The sequence below is a fragment of the Actinomyces procaprae genome (assembly GCF_004798665.1).
GTDB lineage: Bacteria > Actinomycetota > Actinomycetes > Actinomycetales > Actinomycetaceae > Actinomyces > Actinomyces procaprae.
This window is the reverse complement of the sequence record NZ_CP039292.1, coordinates 1,338,269-1,362,853: the sequence shown is the minus strand read 5'-3', so window position 1 is coordinate 1,362,853 and position 24,585 is coordinate 1,338,269. Positions and strand designations below refer to the sequence as shown.

The window sequence follows — 24,585 nt, the reverse complement described above, 5'->3', positions numbered from 1 at the left end:
GTGGACCGTACAGCGGACGCCCGCACCCACCGTTGGGGGTTGTCACGCCCGAACGGCGCCCCCCCCAACAACAAAGGAGTGTGCGTGTGTGTTGTTGCCTGGATGCCGGCGTGCTCGCTGCCGCCCGCCCCTTGCGGGCGGCTGCTGCCCTGCCCCCTTTTTTTTGGCTTGTGCCCGCCCCCACTTACGGCCTGGCCGTGCGGGGGTGGGTTCGTGTTGTGTTCGGCTGTTGTTAGTACCAGTCAGCTCAAGCAGCAGGTTGACCCCTCCCGGGGCTGCCTGCTTCCACATCTGGCCTATCAACCCAGTAGTCTACTGGGAGCCTTCCACGCCCCCCAATAGCCGGGGAGCGTGCGGAGACCTTATCTTGGAGTCGGTTTCCCGCTTAGATGCTTTCAGCGGTTACCCGGCCCGAACGTAGCCAACCAGCCGTGCCCCTGGCGGGACAACTGGCGCACCAGAGGTTCGTCCGTCCCGGTCCTCTCGTACTAGGGACAGGCCTCCTCAAGTCTCCTGCGCGCGCAGAGGATAGGGACCGAACTGTCTCACGACGTTCTAAACCCAGCTCGCGTACCGCTTTAATGGGCGAACAGCCCAACCCTTGGGACTGCTCAGCCCCAGGATGCGACGAGCCGACATCGAGGTGCCAAACCATGCCGTCGATATGGACTCTTGGGCAGGATCAGCCTGTTATCCCCGGGGTACCTTTTATCCGTTGAGCGACGACCCACCCACACGGGATCGCCGGATCACTAGCTCCCACTTTCGTGCCTGCTCGACCCGTCAGTCTCGCAGTCAGGCCCTCTTGTGCGCTTGCACTCAACACCTGGTTGCCGACCAGGCTGAGAGAACCTTTGAGCGCCTCCGTTACTCTTTAGGAGGCAACCGCCCCAGTTAAACTACCCACCAGGCACTGTCCCTGACCCGGATCACGGGCCGAGGTTCAGACGCACGCCACAGCCAGAGTGGTATCCCAACGACGACTCCACCAGCACTAGCGTGCCGGCCTCACAGTCTCCCACCTATCCTGCACAAGCCATGGCGGACGTCAATACCAAGCTATAGTAAAGGTCCCGGGGTCTTTCCGTCCTTCTGCGCGTAACGAGCATCTTTACTCGTAATGCAATTTCGCCGAGCTCATGGTTGAGACAGTAGAGGAGTCGTTACGCCATTCGTGCAGGTCGGAACTTACCCGACAAGGAATTTCGCTACCTTAGGATGGTTATAGTTACCACCGCCGTTTACTGGGGCTTAGGCTCACCGCTTCACCCCACAGCACGTGGGGCTGACGGATCCTCTTAACCTTCCAGCACCGGGCAGGCGTCAGTCCGTATACATCGCCTTACGGCTTCGCACGGACCTGTGTTTTTAGTAAACAGTCGCTCCTCCCTGGTCACTGCGACCCTCACCCCCAGCCCGCACGGGGCCTCAGGGCTCGGGCCCCCCTTCTCCCGAAGTTACGGGGGCATTTTGCCGAGTTCCTTAACCATGATTCACTCGCCCGCCTGGGCATACTCTGCCCGACCACCTGTGTCGGTTATTGGGTACGGGCGGTAGCGCACCTCGCGCCGAGGCTTTTCTAGGCACCCCAGGATCACCCTGCTATCCCCCACCCCAACGGGCGGGGTCACCATCACGCCTCACCCCACCCCCCAACACGGGGGGCATGGCACCCGGATTTACCTGGGCGCCGGGCCACACGCTTGGACGGGACAAGCCATAAGCCCCGCCGGGCTACCTCTGTGCGTCACCCCTGTTAACACGCTTGCCTACCAGCACGGAGGACCCCCAGACCAACACCCCCACAGGCACCGCCCGGCCCGAAGACCGGCACAGCACCCAAGCAAGAGGGCGCCGGCGTGGGTTAGCACCCGCACGTCAGCATGGACGGTGCACCACCGGTACGGGAATATCAACCCGTCATCCATCGACTACGCCTGTCGGCCTCGCCTTAGGCCCCGACTCACCCAGGGAGGACGAACCTGCCCCTGGAACCCTTGGTCATACGGCGCCGGGGAATCCCACCCCGGTCTCGCTACTCATGCCTGCATTCTCACTCCCACGCCGTCCACCCACGGTCACCCCCGGGCTTCACCCAGCGCAGGACGCTCCCCTACCACCCCGCACCACACAAGGGCACGGGATCCGCGGCTTCGGCGGTACGCTTGAGCCCCGCTACATTGTCGGCGCACGACCACTCGACCAGTGAGCTATTACGCACTCTTTCAAGGATGGCTGCTTCTGAGCCAACCTCCTGGCTGTCACCGCGACCGCACATCCTTTCCCACTTAGCGTACTCTTAGGGGCCTTAGCCGGCGGTCCGGGCTGTTTCCCTCTCGACCACGAAGCTTATCCCCCGCAGTCTCACTGCCGCGCTACAACCACGACGGCATTCGGAGTTTGACTGGCATCAGTAACCCAGTAAGGCCCCTCAGCCAACCAGTGCTCTACCTCCGCCCGGCAACACGCGACGCTGCACCCAAATGCATTTCGGGGAGAACCAGCTATCACGGAGTTTGATTGGCCTTTCACCCCTACCCACAGCTCATCCCCCCCGTTTTCAACCGAGGTGGGTTCGGTCCTCCACACGCTCTTACACGTGCCTCAACCTGGCCATGGGTAGATCACCCCGCTTCGGGTCCAGAACGTGCCACTAAAACGCCCACTTCGGACTCGCTCTCGCTACGACTACCCCACAACAGGTTAACCTCGCGACACGCCCTGACTCGCAGGCTCATTCTTCAAAAGGCACGCCACCACCCAGGCACACCCCCACCCAAAGGCAGGAGCCCACCCAGGCCCTGACGGCTTGCAGGCGCCCGGTTTCAGGTACTCTTTCACTCCCCTCCCGGGGTACTTTTCACCATTCCCTCACGGTACTAATCCGCTATCGGTCACCAGGAAGTATTTAGGCAGCCAGGTGGTCCTGGCAGACTCACGCAGGACTCCACGAACCCCACGCTACAAAAAGGGGAAAAACACGCCCCACACCACACCAGCAGCTTCAGCCTACGGGGCTATCACCCTCTACGGCCCCCCTTCCCAGAGGATCCGGCTAGCCACCAGCAACAGCGCGGGCCCACGGCAGCAGGCCCCAGACGCGCCCCACAACCCCGCAGCCGCAACCCCTGCCGGGTAATCACACGACCACGGTTTAGCCTCCTCCGCTTTCGCTCGCCACTACTCACGGAATATCCTCTCCTACGGGTACTGAGATGTTTCACTTCCCCGCGTAACCCCCCACCCCCTATGAATTCAGGGACAGGTGGCGCGGCACAACCCGCGCCGGGTACCCCCATTCGGAAACCCTCGGATCACAGCCCGCAAGCCGGCTCCCCGAGGCATATCGCAGGCCGCCACGTCCTTCATCGGCCCCTGGTGCCAAGGCATCCACCGAGCGCCCAAAAAAACAACACAAACAAGAACACAAGCAAAAAAACGCAGAACAGCAACCACAAACACGCGACAAACAAGAAACAAAAACACTCGCGTCCGCTATACAGTTCACAACCAACCAGCCCACACCACCACAACCAGCCACCACCAGGCAACCAGCCGCGCCAGCAGGACCCACCCAGGGCGCGCAGCCCCGGAACCCGACAGCATGCCACCCCACCCCCACCCACCAACACAGCAGGAGGAGAACCACGGGGCCCCGCACGGCCAGGCCCACAACAGGCCCGAGAAAAACCACACGGAGTGCCTGCCTGCCCGGCCAGCGCCAAACAGTCTCCCTAGAAAGGAGGTGATCCAGCCGCACCTTCCGGTACGGCTACCTTGTTACGACTTCGTCCCAATCACCAGCCCCGCCTTCGACCGCTCCCCATAGGGCCACGGGCTTCGGGCGTCACCGGCTTTCATGACGTGACGGGCGGTGTGTACAAGGCCCGAGAACGTATTCACCGCGGCGTTGCTGATCCGCGATTACTAGCGACTCCAACTTCACGGTGCCGAGTTGCAGGCACCGATCCGAACTGAGACCGGCTTTAAGGGATTCGCCCCGCCTCACGGCATCGCAACCCACTGTACCGGCCATTGTAGCATGCGTGAAGCCCAAGACATAAGGGGCATGATGATTTGACGTCATCCCCACCCTCCTCCGAGTTCACCCCGGCAGTCTCCCGCGAGTCCCCGCCACAACGCGCTGGCAACACGGGACAGGGGTTGCGCTCGTTGCGGGACTTAACCCAACATCTCACGACACGAGCTGACGACAACCATGCACCACCTGCAGGCCGGCCCGCACCACAAAAAGCAGCACGGGAACCACCGTCTCCGGCAGCAGCCGACCCATGTCAAGCCTTGGTAAGGTTCTTCGCGTTGCATCGAATTAATCCGCATGCTCCGCCGCTTGTGCGGGCCCCCGTCAATTCCTTTGAGTTTTAGCCTTGCGGCCGTACTCCCCAGGCGGGGCACTTAACGCGTTAGCTACGGCGCGGAAGCCCCGGAAAGGGCCCCCACACCCAGTGCCCAACGTTTACGGCGTGGACTACCAGGGTATCTAATCCTGTTCGCTCCCCACGCTTTCGCTCCTCAGCGTCAGCAACGGCCCAGAGACCCGCCTTCGCCACCGGTGTTCCTCCTGATATCTGCGCATTCCACCGCTACACCAGGAGTTCCAGTCTCCCCTACCGCGCTCAAGCCAGCCCGTACCCACCGCAAGCCCCCAGTTAAGCCAGGGAATTTCACGGCAGACGCGACCAGCCGCCTACAAGCCCTTTACGCCCAGTAATTCCGGACAACGCTCGCGCCCTACGTATTACCGCGGCTGCTGGCACGTAGTTAGCCGGCGCTTCCTAACCCGGCTACCGTCAACCCACCCACAAACGAGGCAGGCCTTCACCACCGGAAAAAGAGGTTCACAACCCGAAGGCCTCCATCCCTCACGCGACGTCGCTGCATCAGGCTTCCGCCCATTGTGCAATATTCCCCACTGCTGCCTCCCGCAGGAGTCTGGGCCGTATCTCAGTCCCAGTGTGGCCGTCCACCCTCTCAGGCCGGCTACCCGTCAAAGCCTTGGTAAGCCATCACCCCACCAACAAGCTGATAGGCCGCGAGCCCATCCCCCACCGGAACAACAAAAAGCTGAACCTATACCAACCCACCCATGCAGGCAGGCCAGACCACCCCGTATTAGCCGCCCTTTCAAGCAGTTATCCAGGAGAAGAGGGCAGGTCACTCACGTGTTACTCACCCGTTCGCCACTAACCAACCCACCAAAAAAGCAGGCCAGCCCGTTCGACTTGCATGTGTTAAGCACGCCGCCAGCGTTCGTCCTGAGCCAGGATCAAACTCTCCAAACAAAACAAAAACCAAACAAAGAAACCAACAAAAAACACCAACCAAACAAACAAACACGACACACTATCGAGATCCCAAACAACACACCCAGTCGAAGCTCCCGGCGACCCGTGGCCACCGCTCACTCCGGCGAGCAGCATCCGCTATCTTATGAGGAGTCCCGAAGACTGTCAAGCTCGGAAGACATGCTCCCGATCACAGCTGGTTTCCTCTTCAGAGGCGGGCCACGCGAACCGTCCCCCTCGTGGGATCCGTGTCCGACGCAGCGGGCTGTACTTTATCCCCACTCCCACCGGAGGCGTCAAACTGATTCACTATGAAGCGGGCCACTACCTCGGTCCCGCGGATGCCGCGCTCGCCAGGAGACCCGCGCCGAGCACGGCTGCGGCCCGACCTCGCCCGACTCAGCTCGCTGGCGGAACACCCGCTGTAACCGGCGTCGGCACCGGGACCCCGGTGGGCGCGGGCGCTTGCACCTCCCGGTATATGCCAGGGGCTGTCGGCGCACACCGATGAGTGCGCGCCGACAGCCCCTGAAGCCGGCAGCGGCCGACGAGCGCCGACCGCGCCAACGCTTAAACCGTCGCGAACTTACGCACCGCCTTCGCCACCGCAGCAGCCACCCGCTTGTCGAAGGCACCCGGAATGATGTACACGGGACTGAGCTCCTCGTCCGCGATCACGCCGGCGATGCCAGTGGCTGCGGCGCGCAGCAGCTCCACCGAGATCTCAGTGATGCCGGTGTCGAGCAGACCACGGAACAGACCGGGGAACGCCAGCACGTTATTGATCTGGTTGGGGAAGTCGCTGCGTCCGGTCGCGACCACCGCGGCATAGTCGGCGGCACCCACCGGGTCCACCTCGGGCGTCGGGTTCGCCATCGCGAACACGATCGCGTTCTCATTCATCACCGCCAGGTCCTTCGGCTCCAGCAGGTTCCCACTGGACACGCCGATGAAGACGTCGGCGCCCTCAAGGCCCTCCTTGAGCGATCCCGACACATGCCGCGGGTTGGTGTTCTCCGCCAGCCACTTACGGTGCTCGTTCATACCCTCGGTGTTCTCGCCGCTGAGCGCGCCGGAGCGGCCGTAGCCGACGATGTCGGTGGCACCGTGCGCCATGAGCAGCCGCGCGATGGCGGATCCCGCCGCACCTACGCCAGACAGCACGATGCGTACGTCCTCGATCCGCTTCCCAACCACCTTGAGCGCGTTGATCAGCGCCGCCAGCGTGACGATGGCCGTGCCGTGCTGGTCGTCGTGGAACACCGGGATGTCAAGCTCCTCACGCAGCCGCGCCTCGATGTCGAAGCACTTGGGAGCGGCGATGTCCTCAAGGTTGATGCCGCCGTACGCGGGGGCGATGGCTTTGACGATCTGGATGATCTCCTCAGGATCCTTCGTGTCCAGCGCCACCGGCCAGGCGTCGACGTCGCCGAACTGCTTGAACAGCACGGCCTTGCCCTCCATGACGGGCATGGCCGCCTCCGGGCCGATGTCGCCCAGCCCCAGGACGGCAGTGCCGTCGGTGACGACCGCGACTGTGTTCTTCTTGATGGTCAGCTGACGCGCACGCTCCGGGTGGTCGTAAATCGCCTTGCAGACGCGCGCCACTCCGGGGGTGTACACCCGGGCGAGGTCGCGGCGGTTGTGGATGGGGGTGCGTGGGGCGACCTCCACCTTTCCGCCGACGTGCGCGAGGAAGGTGGAGTCTCCGACGTTGTGGACGATCACGCCGTCGAGCTTCTTGAGCGCCTCGACCAGTTCGCCCCGATGCTTGGAGTCCCGCGTATCGGCAGTCAGATCGACGATCAGGGTGTCGCCGTCGGTGTCGGCAACATCGACGCCGTTGACGATTGCTCCGGTGGCAGAGGCCGTATCGACGAGAGTCGTGACGGCCTTCTGCGAGGCGGGGACCTCAAGGTGAAGCGCAACGGTATAGCTGGGACTCGGCTGTGCCATGGGGCTTGTTCCTCCGTTGTGGGCTCTAGGACGGACCAGCGGCAGTCGCCGGTCCACAGAAGCAGAATCTGCTGCTTAGAGCCTATCCCCATACGGCAGAAGAAGGATCCGGCTGTCTCATGGTTGTGAACCAGGAGACAGCCGGATCCCTCAATGCTCCCGCAAGACCGCACCCAGGCGGTCCGCGGCTGCTTCCCGACAGGGAAGCGCGGCACTAACCGCCGACCCGCTCCATGACCAGCTCACGCACACGGCGCGCATCCGCCTGGCCCTTGGTGGCCTTCATAACCGCACCGACGATGGCTCCCGCGGCCTTGACCTTGCCGCCCCGGATCTTCTCGGCGACGTCGGGGTTCGCAGCCAGGGCGTCGTCAACCGCCGCCAGCAGCGCGCCCTCATCGGAGACGACCTCCAAGCCACGGGCCTCGACCACCTGCTCGGGATCGCCCTCGCCCGCCAGCACGCCCTCCAGCACCTGCCGGGCCAGCTTGTCCGTGAGGCGACCCGAGTCGACCAGGTTCTGCAGCCCGGCCACTTGCGCCGGGGTGATCGACAGGTCCTCCAGGGCGAGCTCCTGCTCCTTGGCCGAACGGGACAACTCCCCCATCCACCATTTCCGGGCGGCCTGGCCCGTGGTGCCGGCCAGCACCGTCGCCTCAATGAGCTCAAGCGCACCCGCATTGACGACGTCGCGCATCTCGTCGTCGGCCAGGCCCCACTCCGCCTTCAGACGACGCCGCTTCGCAGCGGGCATCTCCGGCAGGCCCGCCCGGATCTCCTCAACCCACTCCCGGCTCGGGGCGAGCGGGACCAGATCGGGCTCGGGGAAGTAGCGGTAGTCGTCCGCATCGGACTTGATGCGGCCCGCACGAGTGGTCCCGTCGGCCTGACCGTGCCGGGTCTCCTGCTGCACCTCGCCGCCGGCGGCGAGGATCGCCGCCTGCCGCCTGATCTCATAGCGCACGACGGCGTCGATCCCGCGGAAGGTGTTGACATTCTTGGTCTCGGTACGCGTGCCCCAGGGAGAGTCGGGGCTCTCGCGCAGGGAGACATTGACGTCGGCGCGGACGTTGCCCCGCTCCATGCGGGCCTCGGAAACACCCAGCGCCCGGAAGATGTCACGCAGAGTCCGCACATAGGTCGCGGCCACCTCCGGCGCCCTCGCGCCGGCCCCCTCGATCGGGCGGGTGACGATCTCCACCAGTGGCACGCCGGCGCGGTTGTAGTCGACCAGTGAGTGGTCGGCGCCCTCAATGCGGCCGTCCGCGCCGCCGACGTGGATGTTCTTGCCGGCGTCCTCCTCCATGTGGGCGCGCTCGATCGGCACCGTGAAGACCGTGCCGTCCTCCAGCTCCACCGGGAGCGCGCCGTCGTAAGCGATCGGCTCGTCGGACTGGGAGGTCTGGAAGTCCTTGCACAGGTCCGGGTAGAAGTAGTTCTTCCGGGCGAACCGGCAGGTCTCGGCAATCTCGCAGCCCAGGGCCAGGCCGATCCGGATGGCGTACTCCACGCCCTTGCCGTTGACCACCGGCAGGGATCCGGGCAGACCCGCGCTGGTCGGCGTCACCATGGTGTTGGGCTGTGCGCCGAAGACATTGGGTGCGGCGTCGAACATCTTGGTGGCGGTGCCCAGCTCCACGTGCACCTCCAAACCGATAACCGGGTCGTAGCGGCGCACTGCCTCGTCGTAGTCCATCAGCTCATCGCTCATGTCACTTCACCTCCAGTTCGGGGGCCTGCGCAAGCAGGTGGCCGCCCCACTTCTTCTCCAACATCGCCTCCAGGACCGCACCGACCCGATACAGCCGGTCATCGGCGCGCTGCGGCGCCAGGACCTGGAAGCCGACGGGCAGGCCGTCGTCGCTCAGGCCCGAGGGCAGGCTCATGGCCGGCACCCCGGCGAGGTTGGCAGGAATAGTCGTGACGTCCAGCTTGTACATGGCCAGCGGATCGTCCTTCTCCCCGAAGCGGTAGGCAGTGACCGGCGCCGTCGGGGACACCAGCACGTCCGCCCGCTGCCAGGCCGCGGCGAAGTCCCGCTGCACCAGGGTGCGCACCTTCTGCGCCGAGCCGTAGTAGGCGTCGTAATACCCGGCGGACAGCACATGCGTGCCCAGAATGATGCGACGCTTTACCTCGTCGCCGAAGCCGGCACCGCGTGTGGCCGCCATGACGGTCTCTGCCGTGACCGGTCCTTCGGCCGGCTCAACCCGCAGGCCGTAGCGCATGCCGTCGTAGCGGGCAAGGTTCGACGACGCCTCTGCGGGCATGATCAGGTAGTAGGCGTCGAGCGCGTACTCCAGGTGCGGCAGGGAGACGGTCTCAACCGCAGCGCCGGCCTCCTCAAGCAGTTCCAGGGCGGTGTGGAAGGAGTCGACGACGCCGGCGTGGTAGCCCTCCCCGCCGTCGAGCTCGGCGATCACACCGACACGCAACCCGGTCAGGTCCGCACCGGCCTGCGCGGCACGCACCACGTCGGCCATGCCGCGCGGGGCGTCCGGCAGGGAGGTGGAGTCGAGCGGGTCGTAGGAGGCGATTACGTCGTGCAGGAGGGCGGCGTCGAGCACCGTGCGGGCCATGGGACCGGGAGTATCCAGCGAGGAGGCCATGGCGATCACACCGAAGCGCGAAACCGTGCCATAGGTCGGCTTGACTCCCACGGTGCCGGTGACGGCGGCGGGCTGGCGAATTGACCCACCGGTGTCGGTGCCGACCGCGGTGGGCGCCTCGAATGCACCCACCGCCGCGGCGGAACCGCCGGAGGAGCCGCCGGGGATGCGGCCGAGGTCCCAGGGATTGGCGGTACGGCCGAAGGCGGAGTGCTCGGTGGAGCCGCCCATGGCGAATTCATCCAGGTTGGTCTTGCCCAGGATCGGCAGGTGTGCGGCGCGCAGATTCTTCACCAGGGTCGCGTCGTAGGGCGGCACCCAGCCCTCCAGGATCCTGGAGGCGGCGGTGGTGACCTGCCCGCGCGTGACGATCAGGTCCTTCACCGCCGTCGGCACACCGGTCAGCTCGGGCACGGACGCACCGTCGGCGGCGGCCTCCCGGCGGGCGGCATCGGCGGCGTCGGCATCGGCCAGGGCCTTGTCGGCGTCCACATCGAGGAAGGCCCCGATCGCGCCGTCAACCGCGGCGATCCGGTCCAGGTGGGCACGGGTCAGCTCGCGGGAGGAGAGCTCCCCCGCAGCCAGCGCGGCGGCCTGCTGCGCCGCCGTCGCCCGCACCAGCTCGTCGGGGGCGCCCGCTGCGGCACCGCTGGCAGGCGGCAGAGGGCTCGTCGGACGGGTTGAGCTGTTCACGATGCGGAGTCCTCTCCAAGAATGCGGGGCACGAGGAACGCGGAGTCCTCTGCGGCTGGAGCGCCGGCGAGTAGCTCCTCGACGTCGAGGGTCGGGCCGGGGACGTCCTCCCGCATCACGTTGGTGAGCGGGACTGGGTGCGAAGTGGCGGGCAGATCGGGGGTGACCACGCTGGTGACCCGGGCGAAGGCGGAGGCGACGGCGTCCAGCTCGCCGGCCAGGCGCGCGACCTCCTCCTTGCTCAGGGCCACGCGCGCGAGCTCCGCGACGCGGATGACCTCATCCTTGGAAATGGCAGACATGGGCCCGAGTGTATCCACTCGCAGGCACCGCGTGCCGACCGGGCGGCGCCGCACGCCCGCCGCGCATTCACCGCACCCCGATCGCAAGGACATCACAAGGGAGTCCGCGTGAGCGGCCGAACCGGCCGTGAGGAGCGTGTTTCCAACATCCATGCAAGAAGTCACAGGCACACGGTGGCGGACAACATTGACATTCCAGCCGCGGCCCGGTGTCATTAACACGAAGGTTCCGCAGTTGGTGCGGAGACGCAGAACAGGGCGGCCCGTCAGTGCGCCGGGTCACCGACGAATAAGGATCCTATGCACAGCGACAAGCTCCCCACCGGGCGGGTCCCGGAGGAGACAGACGAGTCGTCGACACCGGCCGGCGGACCCGCTGACACCGATGCTGCTCCTGAGACAGTCCTGAGGACCCCTTACGGCGAGTCCTCCGCAGTCGTCCGCACCTCGATCATGGCAACCGCGGGCTCCGCGCCCAGCGCGAGCACTCCGGCAGCTGCCGCCGTGCAGGCGCCTCCAGCAGACCAGCCCGAGCAGACCGCCCCCCTGGCGCCGGTGCCGGACGCCCCCGAGGCGGCGACGCCCGCCACCGCCGACTCACCGGAGGCCCCCGAGTCCGCCCCGACGCCCCGCACCGCGGACTCCGCGCCGGAGGCCGCCGCGGCGACGCCCGCCACCGCCGACCGGCGCTCCCGGCGACGCCGCCGCTGGGCCCTGTCGGGCGTGGCCGCAGTGGCACTGCTTCTGGGTGCGGGCGGCTACGCCTATGCCGACCACTACGCCGACGTCGCAGTGCCGGGAACCACGGTGGCCGGGACCGACGTGTCCGGGATGAGTCGCGCTGAGATCACCAAGACGATCAAGACCAGGGCCGACGCCGCCACGGTGAGTATCACGGGCGACGCCGAGGCCACCGCCACGCTGAGCGACTTGGGCACCACAGTCGACGCCGAGGCCACCGCCACCGCGGCCATGGCCCGCAGCGCCGGAGTCATCGACCGCTTCAAGGCCCTGCTGGGAAGCGCCGACATCGCAGTGGTCACCACCGTCGATGACGCGGTGCTTCAGGACTACGCAGACGGTCTCGTCCCCGACGACCAGTCCAAGGCCCGCAACGCATCCATCGCCCTTGACGCCGAAGCCACCGCCTTCGAGGTCACCGCCTCCAGCGAGGGCCTGAGCATTGATACGAGCGCCCTGGCCCAGGCGGCCGCCGCGGCGGCCGCGTCTCTCGACTCCGCATCCGTGGACGTCACCTACGAGAACACCCTCCCCGCCGTGTCTGACGACGACGCCCAGGAAGTGGCGGACACCGCCAACGAGTGGATCACGCAAGACGTCACGATCACCACTGCGGACGGGACGGGCTCCTATACGGCCGACGCCGCGACCAAGGCCTCCTGGATCTCCGTAACGGAGAGCCTCGACGCCGCACCGACACTGTCGATCGACAGCACAAAGGTGGCGCAGTGGGTTGACGCGCAGGCGACCGACGCCAATGTCACGCCGGTGGTCGGGCAGCGGAACGTCAACTCCGCCGGCGACGTCGTCGCCACCAGTGTTGAAGCGGTCGCCGGCCAGACGGTCAACAATGCCGAGGCGATCACCAATGGGATCGCCGAGTCGCTCTCCAGCAGCCGGGCATACGCCGGCAGTTTCGAGATGACGACGAGTGAGGAGCAGTGGGAGGAGCGCCAGATCGCCAACGGCGCCGAGAACCTCGTGTACCAGGCCGCCGACGGGGAGAAGTGGGTAGACATCAACCTGTCGACCAAGACCGTGACCGCCTATGAGGGGGCAACCGTGGTCCGCGGCCCGGTGTACGTGGTCGACGGCGCCGCCGCCACTCCCACCGTCACCGGCACCTACCACGTGTACCTGAAGTACGAGACCCAGACCATGCGCGGGCAGAACGCCGACGGCACGGAATACGAGACCGAGAACGTCCCCTGGATCTCCTACTTCTACCAGGGCTATGCCCTGCACGGCGCCCCCTGGCGCTCCAGCTGGGGATTCTCCGGGTCGCACGGCTGCCTGAACATGCCGGTGGACGAGGCCAAGTGGTTCTACGACTGGTCCGAGATCGGCACCACGGTGGTCAGCCACTACTGACGCAGGTCGCCCGGACCACTCACCGCCGTCGGCATACGGCCCGCCCACCGGCTCAGCCCGGGGGCGGGCCGTCCCGCTTCAGGAGCCCGCCGCGAGCGCCGCGGGGCCGCCGGCCAGCAAGGCCTCGAAGCCGGACTCGTCCAGCACGGGCAGCCCCAGCTCCCGCGCCCTGGTCTCCTTGGACCCGGCGTTCTCGCCGACGACGACGTAGCTGGTCCGCTTTGAAACGCTCCCTGCGGCCTTGCCGCCCCGGGCGACAATCGCCTCCTTGGCACCGTCCCTGGTGAAGTTCTGCAAAGTGCCGGTGACAACCACGGTGAGGCCGGCCAGCGTCTGTGGCGTGGCCTCCTCCTGGTCGGAGTCGTCCTCCATGCGTACTCCGGCGGCCTCCCAGCGCTCAAGTATCCGCTGGTGCCAGTCGGTCTCCAGCCAGTCCTTCCACGCGGCTGCGATGGTGGGGCCGACGCCGTCCACCTGCGCCAGGTCCTCCGCTGAAGCTGTCCGCAGCGCGTTCATGGAGCCGAAGCGGGTCGCCAGCGCCCGGGCGGCCGTGGGTCCCACGTGCCGCACGGACAGGGCCACCAGCACTCGCCACAGGGGCCTGCTCCTGGCCTGCTCCAGCTGTGTGAGCATGGCCGTGGCGTTCTTGCCGGGGGCAGTCGGCTTCTTGACCGCGCCGTCCTTGGTGTAGGTCTGCTTGGACCAGAAGAAGCGCAGCAGCCGCCAGTCACCGGTGGGCTGGCCGCGGCGCATGACGGGCCGGTAGACGGACACCTCACGCAGGTCATCGGCCGTCAGGTCGAACAGGCCGGCCTCGCCCGTCAGCACCGGCCGCTGCTCGCCCACCCCGGCCTCGGCGAGCAGGTCCTCGGCGGCCCCGACCCGTTCGGAGGGGTGCAGCGCCTCCAGTTCGGCGGCGGGCAGCCGCAGGCGTCCGCGTTCGGTCTCAAGCAGGTGCCCGGCGGCGAGTGCGGCCAGCGCCTCGACGCGTCCGGCGTCGGGCTGTGTCAGTGCTGACGCCGCCTCGTCGCCCAGTCCCTCGACGTCCAGGGCGCCGCGGGAGCCGATGTGGGCAACGCGCTCGGTCAGCTGTGCGGGGCAGGAGCGGGTATTGGGGCAGCGCAGGTCGACGTCGCCCTCCTTGGCGGGTGCCAGTTCCGTGCCGCAGGACGGGCAGTGGCGTGGCATGACGAAGTCGCGCTCGGAGCCGTCACGCCGTTCGAGAACCGGGCCGACGATCTCGGGGATGACGTCGCCGGCCTTGCGCAGCACTACCATGTCGCCGATCTTGACCGCCTTGCGCGCAACCTCGGTGGCGTTGTGAAGAGTGGCCCGGGAGACGCGCGAACCCGCGACGAGCACGGGCTCCATGATCCCGAAGGGGGTCACGCGACCCGTGCGGCCGACCTGGACGTCGATGTCGAGCAGGCGGGTGTGCACCTCCTCGGGCGGGTACTTGTAGGCCGTGGCCCAGCGCGGCACCCGGGAGGTGTATCCCAGCTCATCCTGCAGCGGGCGGGAGTCGACCTTGAACACGATGCCGTCGATCTCATGCAGCAGGTCGTGGCGGTGGTCGGCATAGCGGGCGATGTAGGCCTCACGCTGGGCACGGCCGCGGACGACCTCGTTATAGGGGGACACCGGCAGTCCCCAGGCGGCCAGCAGCTCATACCAGGCGTGCTGGGCGGTCGGCAGCTGCTGGCCGGGGGCCGGGGTAATGGCGCCGACGCCGTGGGCGATCATGGCCAGTGGACGGGCGGCGGTGACCGCCGGGTTCTTCTGGCGCAGGGAGCCGGCGGCGGCGTTGCGGGGATTGGCGAATACCTGCAGGTGTGGGCGTCCTTCCGCCTCGCGGCGGAGGTTCTCGGTGCGACGGCGCTCGTTGAACTCGTTGAAGGCCTGCACCGGGAAGTACACCTCGCCGCGCACCTCCACCAGTGCCGGATGGGAATCGCCAGCCAGTACCAGCGGCACGGAGGCGATGGTGCGGACGTTACCGGTGACGTCCTCCCCCACGACGCCGTCGCCCCGGGTGGCGGCGCGGGTCAGGACGCCATTCTCGTACGTCAGGGCGACCGCCAGGCCGTCAATCTTGACCTCGGCGGTCATCGGCAGCTCGGCATCGGCCAGGCCGGTCTCCGCCGTCATGCGCTGGGCCCACTGCTCCACTTCCTCAAGGTCGAACACGTCTTGCAGGGAGTACATGCGCTCGTGATGGGGTGCCGCGGCGAAGTCCGTGGTCGGGCGGCCGCCCACGGAGCGGGTGGGCGAGGACGGCAGCCGCAGTGCGGGATGGGCTTCCTCAAGGGACTCCAACTCGCGGTACAGCGCGTCGTACTCGGCGTCGGACCAGGGGCTCTGGGCGTCCACGGCGTTGTAGTAGGCGTCGCGGGCGCGTTCTATGTCCCGAACGAGTTCGGTCCAACGGGAGCGCACGGCAGCGGGTACGTCTGCAAGATCGGCGGCGGACGCGGCTGTGGTTGCGGGGCGGGCTTCGCTCATGGGGACATCCTCCCCCATGCCCCTCCCGCCTGCCGGAGGCCGCGGGCGGAGCATGGGCGCGGTGCGAGCCGAGGACGCAACCAGCGGAGGCCGGAATCCACAGGCAGAGTTCGCGACAGCCTGGAGCCGGCCCGTCCCCAGGGCCTGCGCGCGGGGGCGGGGCCGGCAGGCACGCTCAGCACATGCGCACCAGTTCTCCCGTACCACCCACCCCGGTGCGGCTGTCCCGGTCGGGCGGCCGTGCCGCCTCAGGCGCGACCGGGGAGGCCGCCCTTGCAGTGACCGCCGCCCGCGCGGCGCTGGCCTCCTCCTGGCACCTGGCCATCCTCTCCGGGGACGACGCGGGTCTCGTGATTCCACTGCCGGAACGGGGCACCGTGGGCCGTGATGGAGTGCTGACCGATCAGGCCGTCTCCAGGTCGCACCTGCGAGTGAGGTCGACGCACCGCGGCGTACTCGTGTCGGATGCCGGATCCGCCAACGGTGTTCGGGTGCGAAGGCGCTGGTGCTGGCGCTCCCTGGGGAAGCGTCCACGGCGCTGCCGGGCCGGGACGCGACTGCGGCTGGGAGACACGGTGATGGAGTTGCGCCCTCGCCCCGCCGATCTGCATTCGCCGCAGCCGCCCACGGCCGCCCAGAACCGGTGGCTGCTGCTCGGCTCACTGCTGGCCGTCGCGCTGCTGGCGGGACTGGCCGTGATCACAGTGCGTACCGGCAACCGCGGGGCGCTTGGGGCACTGGCGGTCGCCCCCATGGGAATGATGATGGTGCTGCGGCTACTGCCCATGCTCAACGGGCGCCGGGGCGGGGGCGGCTCGGGTACTGCGGGCTGGCGGGGACGCCGTTCCCGCACCCCCGACCCGGCGAGCATGCTGCTGGCGGTGGCGGTGCGACACCCGGGCGGGAGCGGGCGGTCCGCCGCCGGAGCACAGTCCCGGGATACGGAGGACATCCGGGCCTGGACCGGTGCCCGCCGCAGGCGGACGCTGCTGCGTGTGGCCGCGGGCGACTGCATCGCCCTGACTGGCCCGCGGGCACTGTGCGCGGTGCGCTGGTGGGGGGCGCAGGTGCTCGCGCGCGGGTTCGGCGAGGTACGGGTCGACGACGACGCCGTGCACGTCTCCTGGGGCCCGGAGGGAAGACGCCAGGAGGTTGCGGTGAGCGCGGCACAGTCCGGGGCCCGCGGTGGTGCTGCCCGTGCCGTCAGTGTGCTGCCCGTGCGCGGCCGCGCGCCGGGCCTGAGTCGGCGCTGGTGGCAGGCGCTGGTGGTGGCCGCGGGACTGCCCCTTCCGGACGCCGCAGGCTCCGGCTCCGCCGACGCGCTACCCGACACGGTGCGGGTGGAGGAGGTGTGCCCGCACCTAGACCGGTCTCTGGTGCGCAGCCACTGGCAGAAGGCGTCACCGGTCAGCCTGCCCGCGGTGCTGGGAGTCGGCGCGCACGGACCGGTGTCGGTGGACCTGGTGCGCGACGGGCCGCACGCACTGCTGGCAGGCACCACCGGCTCGGGCAAGTCGGAACTGCTCATCTCCTGGCTGCTGCAGCTGGCGGCATCCCTGCCGCCGACGGCGCTGACCCTGGTACTGGTGGACTATAAGGGCGGCGCCGCCTTCGGGCCGCTGGCGGAGCTGCCGCACACGGCGGGCGTCCTGACCGACCTGGACCCCGCGGGCACGCACCGCGCACTGGCGTCCCTGGAGGCTGAGGTGCGCCGCCGTGAGCGTCTGCTCGCCCAGTACCACGCGAAGGACATCTCCTTCCTGGACCCGGCTTCCGCGCCCGCGCGGATGGTGCTGGTGGTCGATGAGTTCGCGACGCTGGCGGCCGAGCACCCGGAGGTCCTTGACGCACTCGTGCGGGTGGCGGCTCAGGGCCGCAGCCTCGGTATCCATCTCATCCTGGCCACCCAGCGCCCCGGTGGCGCAGTCTCGCCCACGATCCGCGCCAACACGAATCTGCGGGTCTGTCTGCGCGTGCTGGATCCGGCCGACTCCCGGGATGTTCTGGGACACGACGAGGCGGCGCGCCTGGCGGCACATCCGGGCCGGGTGTTCGTGTCTGCCGGGCAGGACACGCGACCGCAGGTATTGCAGGCCCCGTGGTGCGGGGAGGAACGGCACCTGGAGGCACTGGTCGGCGAGCTGGCCGCCGCCGCAGGCACCACCGCGCCCTGGCGCCCCTGGGCGCCGCCGCTGCCGGCACGGGTGCGGCGGGCGCAGGCACAGGCCCTGGCGGCCTCCCGGGACTGTGCGGCGGCCGCCCCGGACCGGGTCGTGGCGGAGTCGAGGCCGGTACCGGACGGGAACTGGTTCACCCTGCTGCTGACCGACCTGCCTGAGCAGCAGAGCCTGGGAACCTGGGAATGGTCCCCGGCAGATCCGCTACTGGTCATGGGGGCGCCGGGCTGTGGACGGTCGACAGTCGTGTACTCGGCGGCGGTCGGCGCGCTGTCCCGCGGAGTCTGCGTGCACGTATGCGCTCAGCCGCGCACCCCCGCGGAGCGACTGGCCGGGTTGGCCGGGGTGGGCACAGTGGTGGGAGGTGATGATCCACGTCGGCTGACCCGGCTGTGGTCACTGGCGGCTGCCGGCGCTCTGCGCGGCGACCTGCTTGTCATCGACGACGTGGATGTCATGCTGGCCGCCGTCGACGAGGCGCTCGGCCCGGGTGAGGGACGGGCCCTGCTTGAGTCCCTCGTGCGCGCGGCGGCGCCCACCGGCACCGGGGTGCTGGTGGCCGCACCGCTGACGGCCGCCAATGCACGGTGGAACGTCCCGCTGCGACGTCGGCTGGTGCTCGGCGCCGTGCAGCCGGCTCAGGCCTCCCTGGCGGGGCTGCCGCGCGGCGTCGTCACGGGCACGGGCCCGGGACGGGGCGTACTGCTCGATGGTGGGCAGGCGACGCCCTGCCAGGTGGTCCTGCCCGATGCCGATGAGGACCGCGCGCCTGGTCCCGGTCCGCGTCGCCTGGAGGAGATACCCCGTCTGGCCCCCCGCGCCCCCGGGGTGTGGGCGGTGGGCGGGGACAGGGCCGCGCCGGTGCCGACGCCGGCAGGAAGCGTGCTCGTGGTCGGCCCGCCGGGATCCGGGCGCAGCAATGCGGTGGCGGCCCTGGCCCGTTGCGCGCAGGCGCAGGCCGACCAGGACACCCCACTGATAATCGACGACCTGGATCTGAGCGAGCCGACCGTACAGGCGCGGGTGGAGGCGGCGGTGGCTCAGGGCAGGCGCGTAATCGCCTCGGCGACCACCGACCGCGCCGCGGGCAGCTATCGGGGGCCGCTCGCCGTGCTGCGCGAGCGGGGCGCGGTAGTGGTGCTGTGGCCGGGGCTGGGGCCTGCCGCGCAGGCCGCGGGCCAGCAGCTGCGCGGCAGCATCGACCCCCGGGGAGCGACCGTGCCGGGACGCGGCGTGCTCGTGTGGCGCGGCTCCGTGACCCCGCTGCAGGTGGTTGCCGACGTAGACGGCGGGCCCGTCCCGCATGCCGCCTTAGTCGGCCCGGACACAGGCATACAGGTCGGTTCCGCAAGCTGATCGCCGCCCAATGTCGAGCAGAGGTTTCGCTCCTGTATCCGTTGCAGAAACAGCGCAGTTGATTGTGACCATCACGACAGGCCGTCGGCGCAGCTCTCACCTGCGAGGTCTTGCCCCGGCCCGGTCGGCGTGTGAAAGTTGGCCCAGGACGCGGTGGTCCAACGCCCGCCTCGGCGATTTCGGGACGGCACGTAACGCGCACCGCAGCAGCACTCATGTCCCCGAAGGGAGCCCCTATGGACTGGCGGAGCCAGGCAGCTTGTCTCACGGTTGACCCGGAACTCTTCTTCCCCGTCGGCAACACCGGCCCCGCGATCGCTCAGATCGCCGAGGCCAAGGAAGTCTGCGCCCGTTGCGAGGTGGTGGACACCTGCCTCAAGTGGGCGCTTGAAAACGGACAGGACGCTGGAGTCTGGGGCGGCATGAGCGAGGACGAGCGGCGGTCCCTCAAGCGCCGCGCCGCGCGCGCACGCCGTTCCTCCTGACCCCGCCAGCGGAGCAACAGACCCTCCCCAACTCCGACGAGGCCCTGCGGCACACGCAGGCGGCTTCGCACAGACCGGGAAGCGGCGCAGGCAGGCCGACAACGCCTTCACAGGTGGGCGGTGAGCCCCGGGACCGACCGGTCCGGCTCGCCGCCCACTCGCCTGTGCGGCCGCCTGCTGTGCCGCGCTCTCTTGCTCGCTCCCCTAGCTGAAGCGGCTCATGCGGTTCTTCATGTTTGTGGGTGTGGCGGTTCGGGCCGGGTTGTTATGTGGTGGTCATGTTCGGAGCCCTGTTCGGCGCGAGCCGGCGCACCGGGGGTCGCGTTCGGGTTTGGGCGGTCTTTTTCGCCCGTCCAGGGCTGTATTCGGGTGTCCGGGCGGGGTCATCGTGAGGACTGTGAGGATGTCGCCGGACCGGCGGGGACGTCCTCAGGGCGGCGTCAGGGTTGGACCGTGCATGTGTGCTCGGCTCACGGGCTCGTGCGGCTTGAGGATGTGTGGGCTCAGGCGTCTGCTACGCCGGTTCGACGTTAACAACGCTACTTAACGCTCTGCTGTATACCCCAGAGCCCCTCAGCAGACGGTTAACTGGCGTTGTTAACCCCGAAGTGGCGTTGCAGACGATGAAGCGGCGCAGCAGACGATCCCGCTTCCAGGCACCAGGAATGCCGACATCCGAGTCCGGCACGGCGAACCGGCACACCCACCGGGCCCCGCAAGACGCCGACCACCACACTCGCCAGCGCGACGAGCCGGTAGTCAGGAGCCGCCCAGCTGGGCGTGCACGATCACATCCGTGCCGTGCCCGCACGGCGCGGGCTGCCAGTCGATCGAACCGCGCAGCTCCCCGCGCACGAGCGTGCTCACGATGCGCGTCCCGAGGCCGGTCATCTCCGTTCCCGGCACCAGCCCCACGCCGTCGTCGATCACATGGACGGTAAGCCGATTGCCGTCACGCTCGGCACGCACCGTCACGGTGCCGTCGCGATCCTCCAAGCCGTGCTCGACCGCATTGGTCACCAGCTCCGCCAGGACGGTCGCCAGGGCCTGCGCCGAATCCGCATCGACGACCCCGAACTCACCCTCCAGGCGCGTAGACACCTTGCCGGTGGGAGTGGCGACGGCGGCGGCGGAGCGCAGCACGGAGGAGAAGACCTCGTCGAAGTCGACCTTCTCATCCACATTCTGGCTCAGTGCCGCGTGCACGGTGGCGATCGTGCCCACCCTGCGCTCGGCCTCGGTCAGGGCGATACGCGTCTCCTCGTTGGTGGCGCGGCGAGCCTGCATACGCAGCAGGGCGGAGACAGTCTGAAGGTTGTTCTTGACGCGGTGGTGTATTTCACGAATGGTCGCGTCCTTGTTCATCAGGACCTGCTCCCGGCGCCGGATCTCGGAGACATCGCGCACCAGCAGCAGGGCCCCGGCACGCGCACCGTCACGACGCAGGGGAATCGAGCGCAGCGAGAGGAAGACGCCGCCGACCTCCACCTCGGTCAGCCAGGCCTGGCGTCCCATAAGCACCACGGCCATGGTCTCGTCCACGGGGGTGCGTTCGGGAATGATGCCGGTGACCGCCTCGGCCAACTGGCAACCCTCGATATCACCCGCCACTCCGAGCCGGTGGAAGCACGACTGGGCGTTGGGCGAGGCATAGGTGACGACGCCGTCGTCGTCCAGGCTGACGACGCCGTCGCCCACCCGGGGCGTGCCGTGCCGCATGCCTGTGGCAGCGCCATTAATCGGAAAGGCGCCCTGGGCGATCATCAGGCACAGGGCATCTGCCAGCCCCTCCAGCGGCTTGTCGACGATGCGTCCGCCGCGCAGTACGCCGACAGCGGTCTCACGGGTGACGACGGCGATCGCGCGGGAATTGTGGATAACCGGTACGTACTCCTCGCGCACCGCCGAGGAGCCCGTCCACTCGGGGGCAGCCGCCACCACGATCTGCCCGCTGACCAGCGCCTCGAGCGCCATCGCCTCACGCGCCGCCGGCATGCGTCGGCCGAGGACGTCCTCAAGGTGGACTGTGGCACCCGTGGATGGACGTGAGTGCGCGGCCGCGACGAAGCGGCCGGAATCGGTATGCACCCACAGAACCAGGTCGGACACGGACAAGTCGGCAATCACCTGCCAGTCCGCCATGAGCTGATGCAACCAGTCGAGGTCGGCGGGAGGCAGACTTACGACACCGCGGACGGAGGAGGGCAGAAGACTCGACACGCCCCGATGCTACCGGGGTACGCCACCGGGCGACGACGAGGCGGGCGCGCCCCGCCATGTAGGCGCGGCGGACCTATGAAGCGATGAGGTGAGATTCGGGTGAAGCAAGACTCGGATCAAGCGAGACGTGGGTGAAACATGGCAGGATCGCGTCCATGAAGAAGCGTATAACGATCACCTACCCCGCAGCTCCGGCACGTGTCGCCGCCATGCTTGCCGACCCGGCCTACCAGCGCGGCCGCTTCGAGCGGTTCAACCTCGAAGGCATGAGTACCGACGTCACGGCCCGGGGGCACGGTTTTGTGGCCACCGTCTCCGGCTCGGTGCCGCCCTCGCGCCTGCCCTCCGCCGCCGCGCGCTTCGTCCGCTCGGCCGTATCATTCGGACTCACGGAGTCCTGGGGCGAGCCCTCTGCCGACGGATCCCGCACCGGCACCCTGGACATTGCCGTCAAGGGCGCCCCCGTCAAGGCGGGCGCCGCCATGTCCATGCAGCCCGGTGAGGGCGAGTCCACCCAGATCACCATTGACCTGGACCTGTCGGTCTCAGTTCCGCTGGTGGGACGCAGCGTGGAGGAGAAGGCGCTGGCACGCACCGATCGGATCGTGGCCGACGAGCGCCGTCGGGGAACCGCCTGGCTGACCGCCGCCTGACCGGCTGCCGGCGGCCGGGGCGCCGACGGCTATTCCCATTCCGCCCAGCGCGCATGCCGTTGGAAACGCCGTCGTCGACATGCCACGATCGCGCCATGAACGATCGCGAGGACGTCATCACCCCCACTGAAACCAACTCGGTGTGGGCGGAGCGCACTGGTACCCGCCAGTACCTGGGTCACAACTCACGCGGCGCCGAGGTGCGCGTAGGCATGGGCGAGGGCGAATTCTCCCCGGGCGAGCTCATCAAGATCGCCCTGGGAACCTGCAACACGCTGTCGGCGGACCATCGGCTGGCCAAGGCGCTCGGCGAGGACTTCGACGCCAACGTCGTAGTCGCCACGCTCAAGCACGAGGAGGACGAGCGCTACAGCGACTTCGACGTACAGATCATCGCCGACTTCGCCTCCCTGAGCCCCGAGCAGCGGCAGACTCTGAATGAGCGGGTCGAACGGGCCATCGAGCGCGGCTGCACGGTCGGTCACACCATTGAGCACGGGGCAGGCGTGCGTCTCCACCTGCTGGACGACCCGGACGCGGAGTGACGCGATCGGCTCCTGTCCAGGCCAACCGCATACGATCTTGACCGGCGTCGCCCGCTTGACGGGAGGCGCCGGTCAAGACGCTAAGGTGGTGGCATTACACCCGCAGCCCTTGATAGGACGCAGACGCACCCATGAGCAACGCCATCGACGAGGCCGTCCAATACCCGCACCTTGCCCGGCTGGGGCTGACGCCGCCGACCGACACCGACGTCTCCTATGAGGAGCTGCTCGCGGAGGTCCTGCTCGACGGCGTCCACAAGGGGGACCGCACCGGCACCGGCACGCGCGCGGTGTTCGCCAGGCAGCTGCGCTACGACCTTGCGGCCGGCTTTCCGCGCATCACCACCAAGTTCGTGGCGATGAAGGCGGTGAAGGGTGAGCTGCTGTGGTTCCTGCGCGGCGATATGAATGCCCGCTGGCTGCAGGAGCGCGGCATCAGCATATGGGACGAGTGGGCCGACGCCGACGGCGGACTCGGACCGGTTTACGGCGCCCAGTGGCGTAGTTGGCCGGCGCGCGACGGCGGGGCGATCGACCAGATCACCGGACTCATAGACACGCTGCGTCGCGATCCCGACTCCCGGCGCATGCTGGTGTCCGCCTGGAACGTCTCCGACCTGGACCGAATGGCCCTGGCTCCGTGCCACGTCCTGTTCCAGTGCTTCGTGGCGGACGGAAGGCTGTCGTTGCAGGTCTACCAGCGATCGGCGGACCTGTTCCTGGGGGTGCCCTTCAATATCGCCTCCTACGCGCTGCTGACCCACATGCTGGCGCAGCAGGCGGACCTGGAGGTCGGCGAGCTGATCTGGTCCGGGGGCGACTGCCATATCTACGACAACCACGTCACCCAGGTACGCGAGCAGCTCTCCCGAGTCCCGCAGGCATACCCGTTCCCCCGCTTGCGTCTGGAGCGGGCCGATTCGATTGACGCCTACACGATGGATGACATCGACGCGTCCGCCGGCTACCAGCACCATCCGACGATCAAGGCGCCGGTGGCGGTATGAGTGCCGTCGACCGCGCGACTCAGCCCCCCGGGCCCCGGCACGTGGGTGCGATCTGGGCGCAGGACCGCGACGGCGTCATCGGTGCCGACGGCGGCATGCTGTGGCGCGTGCCGGCGGACTTCCGCCACTTCCGGGCAGCCACCCTGGGAGGCGTCGTCGTCATGGGCCGTACCACTTGGGAATCCATCGGGCGTGCGCTGGACGGGCGCGCAAGCGTGGTGCTGACGCGGCGCTCGCAGTGGTCCGCCCCGGGAGCGGTAGTGGCACGTGATCTGGGGACCGCAATGGCTGCGGCGCACGCGGCCGCTGCGGATCTCGCGCCGGACCCGCGTGAGGGCGGTTACCGCGTGCTGCCACGCGTGTGGGTGATCGGCGGCGGCAACGTGTACGCCCAGGCCCTCGAGGCACGCTCGGTTGATCGTCTGGTCATCTCAACCATTGATGTCCACGCCGCCGCGCGAGCCGACGCACTCGGGCTCACAGCGGAGGCGGTGATCAGGGCACCGGTGCTCGGCGGCGAGTGGCGGCACGATCCCGACGCCTCCGACTCCCCCGGCACCTGGCGTCCCGTCTGCGGTGATGCCGCATGGCGCGTGGACCAGTGGTGGCGCGAGTGACACGGATGGGGGTGCATGCCGCTTGAAGGCGGCATGCACCCCTGT

General features: G+C 68.2%; 13 protein-coding genes and 2 rRNA genes. 7 read left to right on the top strand and 8 right to left on the bottom strand.

The window, feature by feature from the left end:
* Nucleotides 1-210: 210 nt before the first annotated feature.
* The 6 genes from E4J16_RS05335 to gatC form a co-directional block, all read right to left on the bottom strand.
* Nucleotides 211-3,417: ribosomal RNA gene (locus tag E4J16_RS05335) — 23S ribosomal RNA — on the bottom strand.
* A 321-nt stretch (nt 3,418-3,738) separates the two neighbouring features.
* Nucleotides 3,739-5,303 (bottom strand): 16S ribosomal RNA (locus E4J16_RS05330).
* The 16S and 23S rRNA genes sit together here, the layout of an rRNA operon.
* A 573-nt stretch (nt 5,304-5,876) precedes the next feature.
* Nucleotides 5,877-7,262, bottom strand: a complete 1,386-nt coding sequence (locus tag E4J16_RS05325) for an NAD-dependent malic enzyme (protein ID WP_136194478.1) — start codon at nt 7,260-7,262, stop codon at nt 5,877-5,879.
* Nucleotides 7,263-7,476: 214 nt separating this feature from the next.
* Nucleotides 7,477-8,973, bottom strand: coding sequence for an Asp-tRNA(Asn)/Glu-tRNA(Gln) amidotransferase subunit GatB (gene gatB, locus E4J16_RS05320; protein WP_136194479.1), 1,497 nt, complete (start codon nt 8,971-8,973; stop codon nt 7,477-7,479).
* A 1-nt stretch (nt 8,974) separates the two neighbouring features.
* Nucleotides 8,975-10,492 carry an Asp-tRNA(Asn)/Glu-tRNA(Gln) amidotransferase subunit GatA gene (gene gatA, locus E4J16_RS05315; RefSeq protein WP_136194506.1) on the bottom strand — a complete coding sequence of 506 codons (1,518 nt, stop codon included), beginning with the start codon at nt 10,490-10,492 and terminating at the stop codon, nt 8,975-8,977.
* A 68-nt stretch (nt 10,493-10,560) separates the two neighbouring features.
* A complete protein-coding gene (gene gatC / locus E4J16_RS05310) occupies nt 10,561-10,866 on the bottom strand; it encodes an Asp-tRNA(Asn)/Glu-tRNA(Gln) amidotransferase subunit GatC (protein WP_136194480.1) in 306 nt (101 codons plus the stop codon).
* Nucleotides 10,867-11,166: 300 nt separating this feature from the next.
* Between gatC and E4J16_RS05305 the strand changes: the two genes are divergently transcribed.
* Nucleotides 11,167-12,978, top strand: a complete 1,812-nt coding sequence (locus E4J16_RS05305; protein ID WP_240038292.1) for a L,D-transpeptidase — start codon at nt 11,167-11,169, stop codon at nt 12,976-12,978.
* Nucleotides 12,979-13,056: 78 nt separating this feature from the next.
* Here the strand turns inward: E4J16_RS05305 and ligA are convergent, their stop codons facing one another.
* Nucleotides 13,057-15,480 carry an NAD-dependent DNA ligase LigA gene (ligA, locus tag E4J16_RS05300; protein ID WP_240038290.1) on the bottom strand — a complete coding sequence of 808 codons (2,424 nt, stop codon included), beginning with the start codon at nt 15,478-15,480 and terminating at the stop codon, nt 13,057-13,059.
* 182 nt (nt 15,481-15,662) lie between these two features.
* Here ligA and E4J16_RS05295 point away from each other — a divergent pair, with 182 nt between their 5' ends.
* Both E4J16_RS05295 and E4J16_RS05290 read left to right on the top strand, forming a co-directional pair.
* A complete protein-coding gene (locus E4J16_RS05295) occupies nt 15,663-19,013 on the top strand; it encodes an FtsK/SpoIIIE domain-containing protein (RefSeq protein ID WP_136313453.1) in 3,351 nt (1,116 codons plus the stop codon).
* 236 nt (nt 19,014-19,249) lie between these two features.
* On the top strand, nt 19,250-19,498 hold the full coding sequence (locus E4J16_RS05290; RefSeq protein ID WP_008729815.1) for a WhiB family transcriptional regulator: 249 nt from the start codon (nt 19,250-19,252) through the stop codon (nt 19,496-19,498).
* A 759-nt stretch (nt 19,499-20,257) separates the two neighbouring features.
* Here the strand turns inward: E4J16_RS05290 and E4J16_RS05285 are convergent.
* On the bottom strand, nt 20,258-21,718 hold the full coding sequence (locus E4J16_RS05285) for a sensor histidine kinase (protein WP_136194483.1): 1,461 nt from the start codon (nt 21,716-21,718) through the stop codon (nt 20,258-20,260).
* Between the two features lie 155 nt (nt 21,719-21,873).
* On the opposite strand from E4J16_RS05285, the gene E4J16_RS05280 reads away from it, so the two are divergent.
* The 4 genes from E4J16_RS05280 (at nt 21,874) to E4J16_RS05265 (ending at nt 24,540) form a co-directional block, all read left to right on the top strand.
* Nucleotides 21,874-22,371 carry a DUF2505 domain-containing protein gene (locus tag E4J16_RS05280; RefSeq protein WP_136313452.1) on the top strand — a complete coding sequence of 166 codons (498 nt, stop codon included), beginning with the start codon at nt 21,874-21,876 and terminating at the stop codon, nt 22,369-22,371.
* 95 nt (nt 22,372-22,466) lie between these two features.
* On the top strand, nt 22,467-22,916 hold the full coding sequence (locus tag E4J16_RS05275; protein ID WP_136194485.1) for an OsmC family protein: 450 nt from the start codon (nt 22,467-22,469) through the stop codon (nt 22,914-22,916).
* 131 nt (nt 22,917-23,047) lie between these two features.
* A complete protein-coding gene (locus E4J16_RS05270) occupies nt 23,048-23,923 on the top strand; it encodes a thymidylate synthase (RefSeq protein WP_136194486.1) in 876 nt (291 codons plus the stop codon).
* On the top strand, nt 23,920-24,540 hold the full coding sequence (locus tag E4J16_RS05265) for a dihydrofolate reductase (RefSeq protein WP_136313451.1): 621 nt from the start codon (nt 23,920-23,922) through the stop codon (nt 24,538-24,540). The genes E4J16_RS05270 and E4J16_RS05265 overlap by 4 nt, the downstream gene beginning before the upstream one ends.
* The last annotated feature ends 45 nt before the right edge of the window (nt 24,541-24,585 follow it).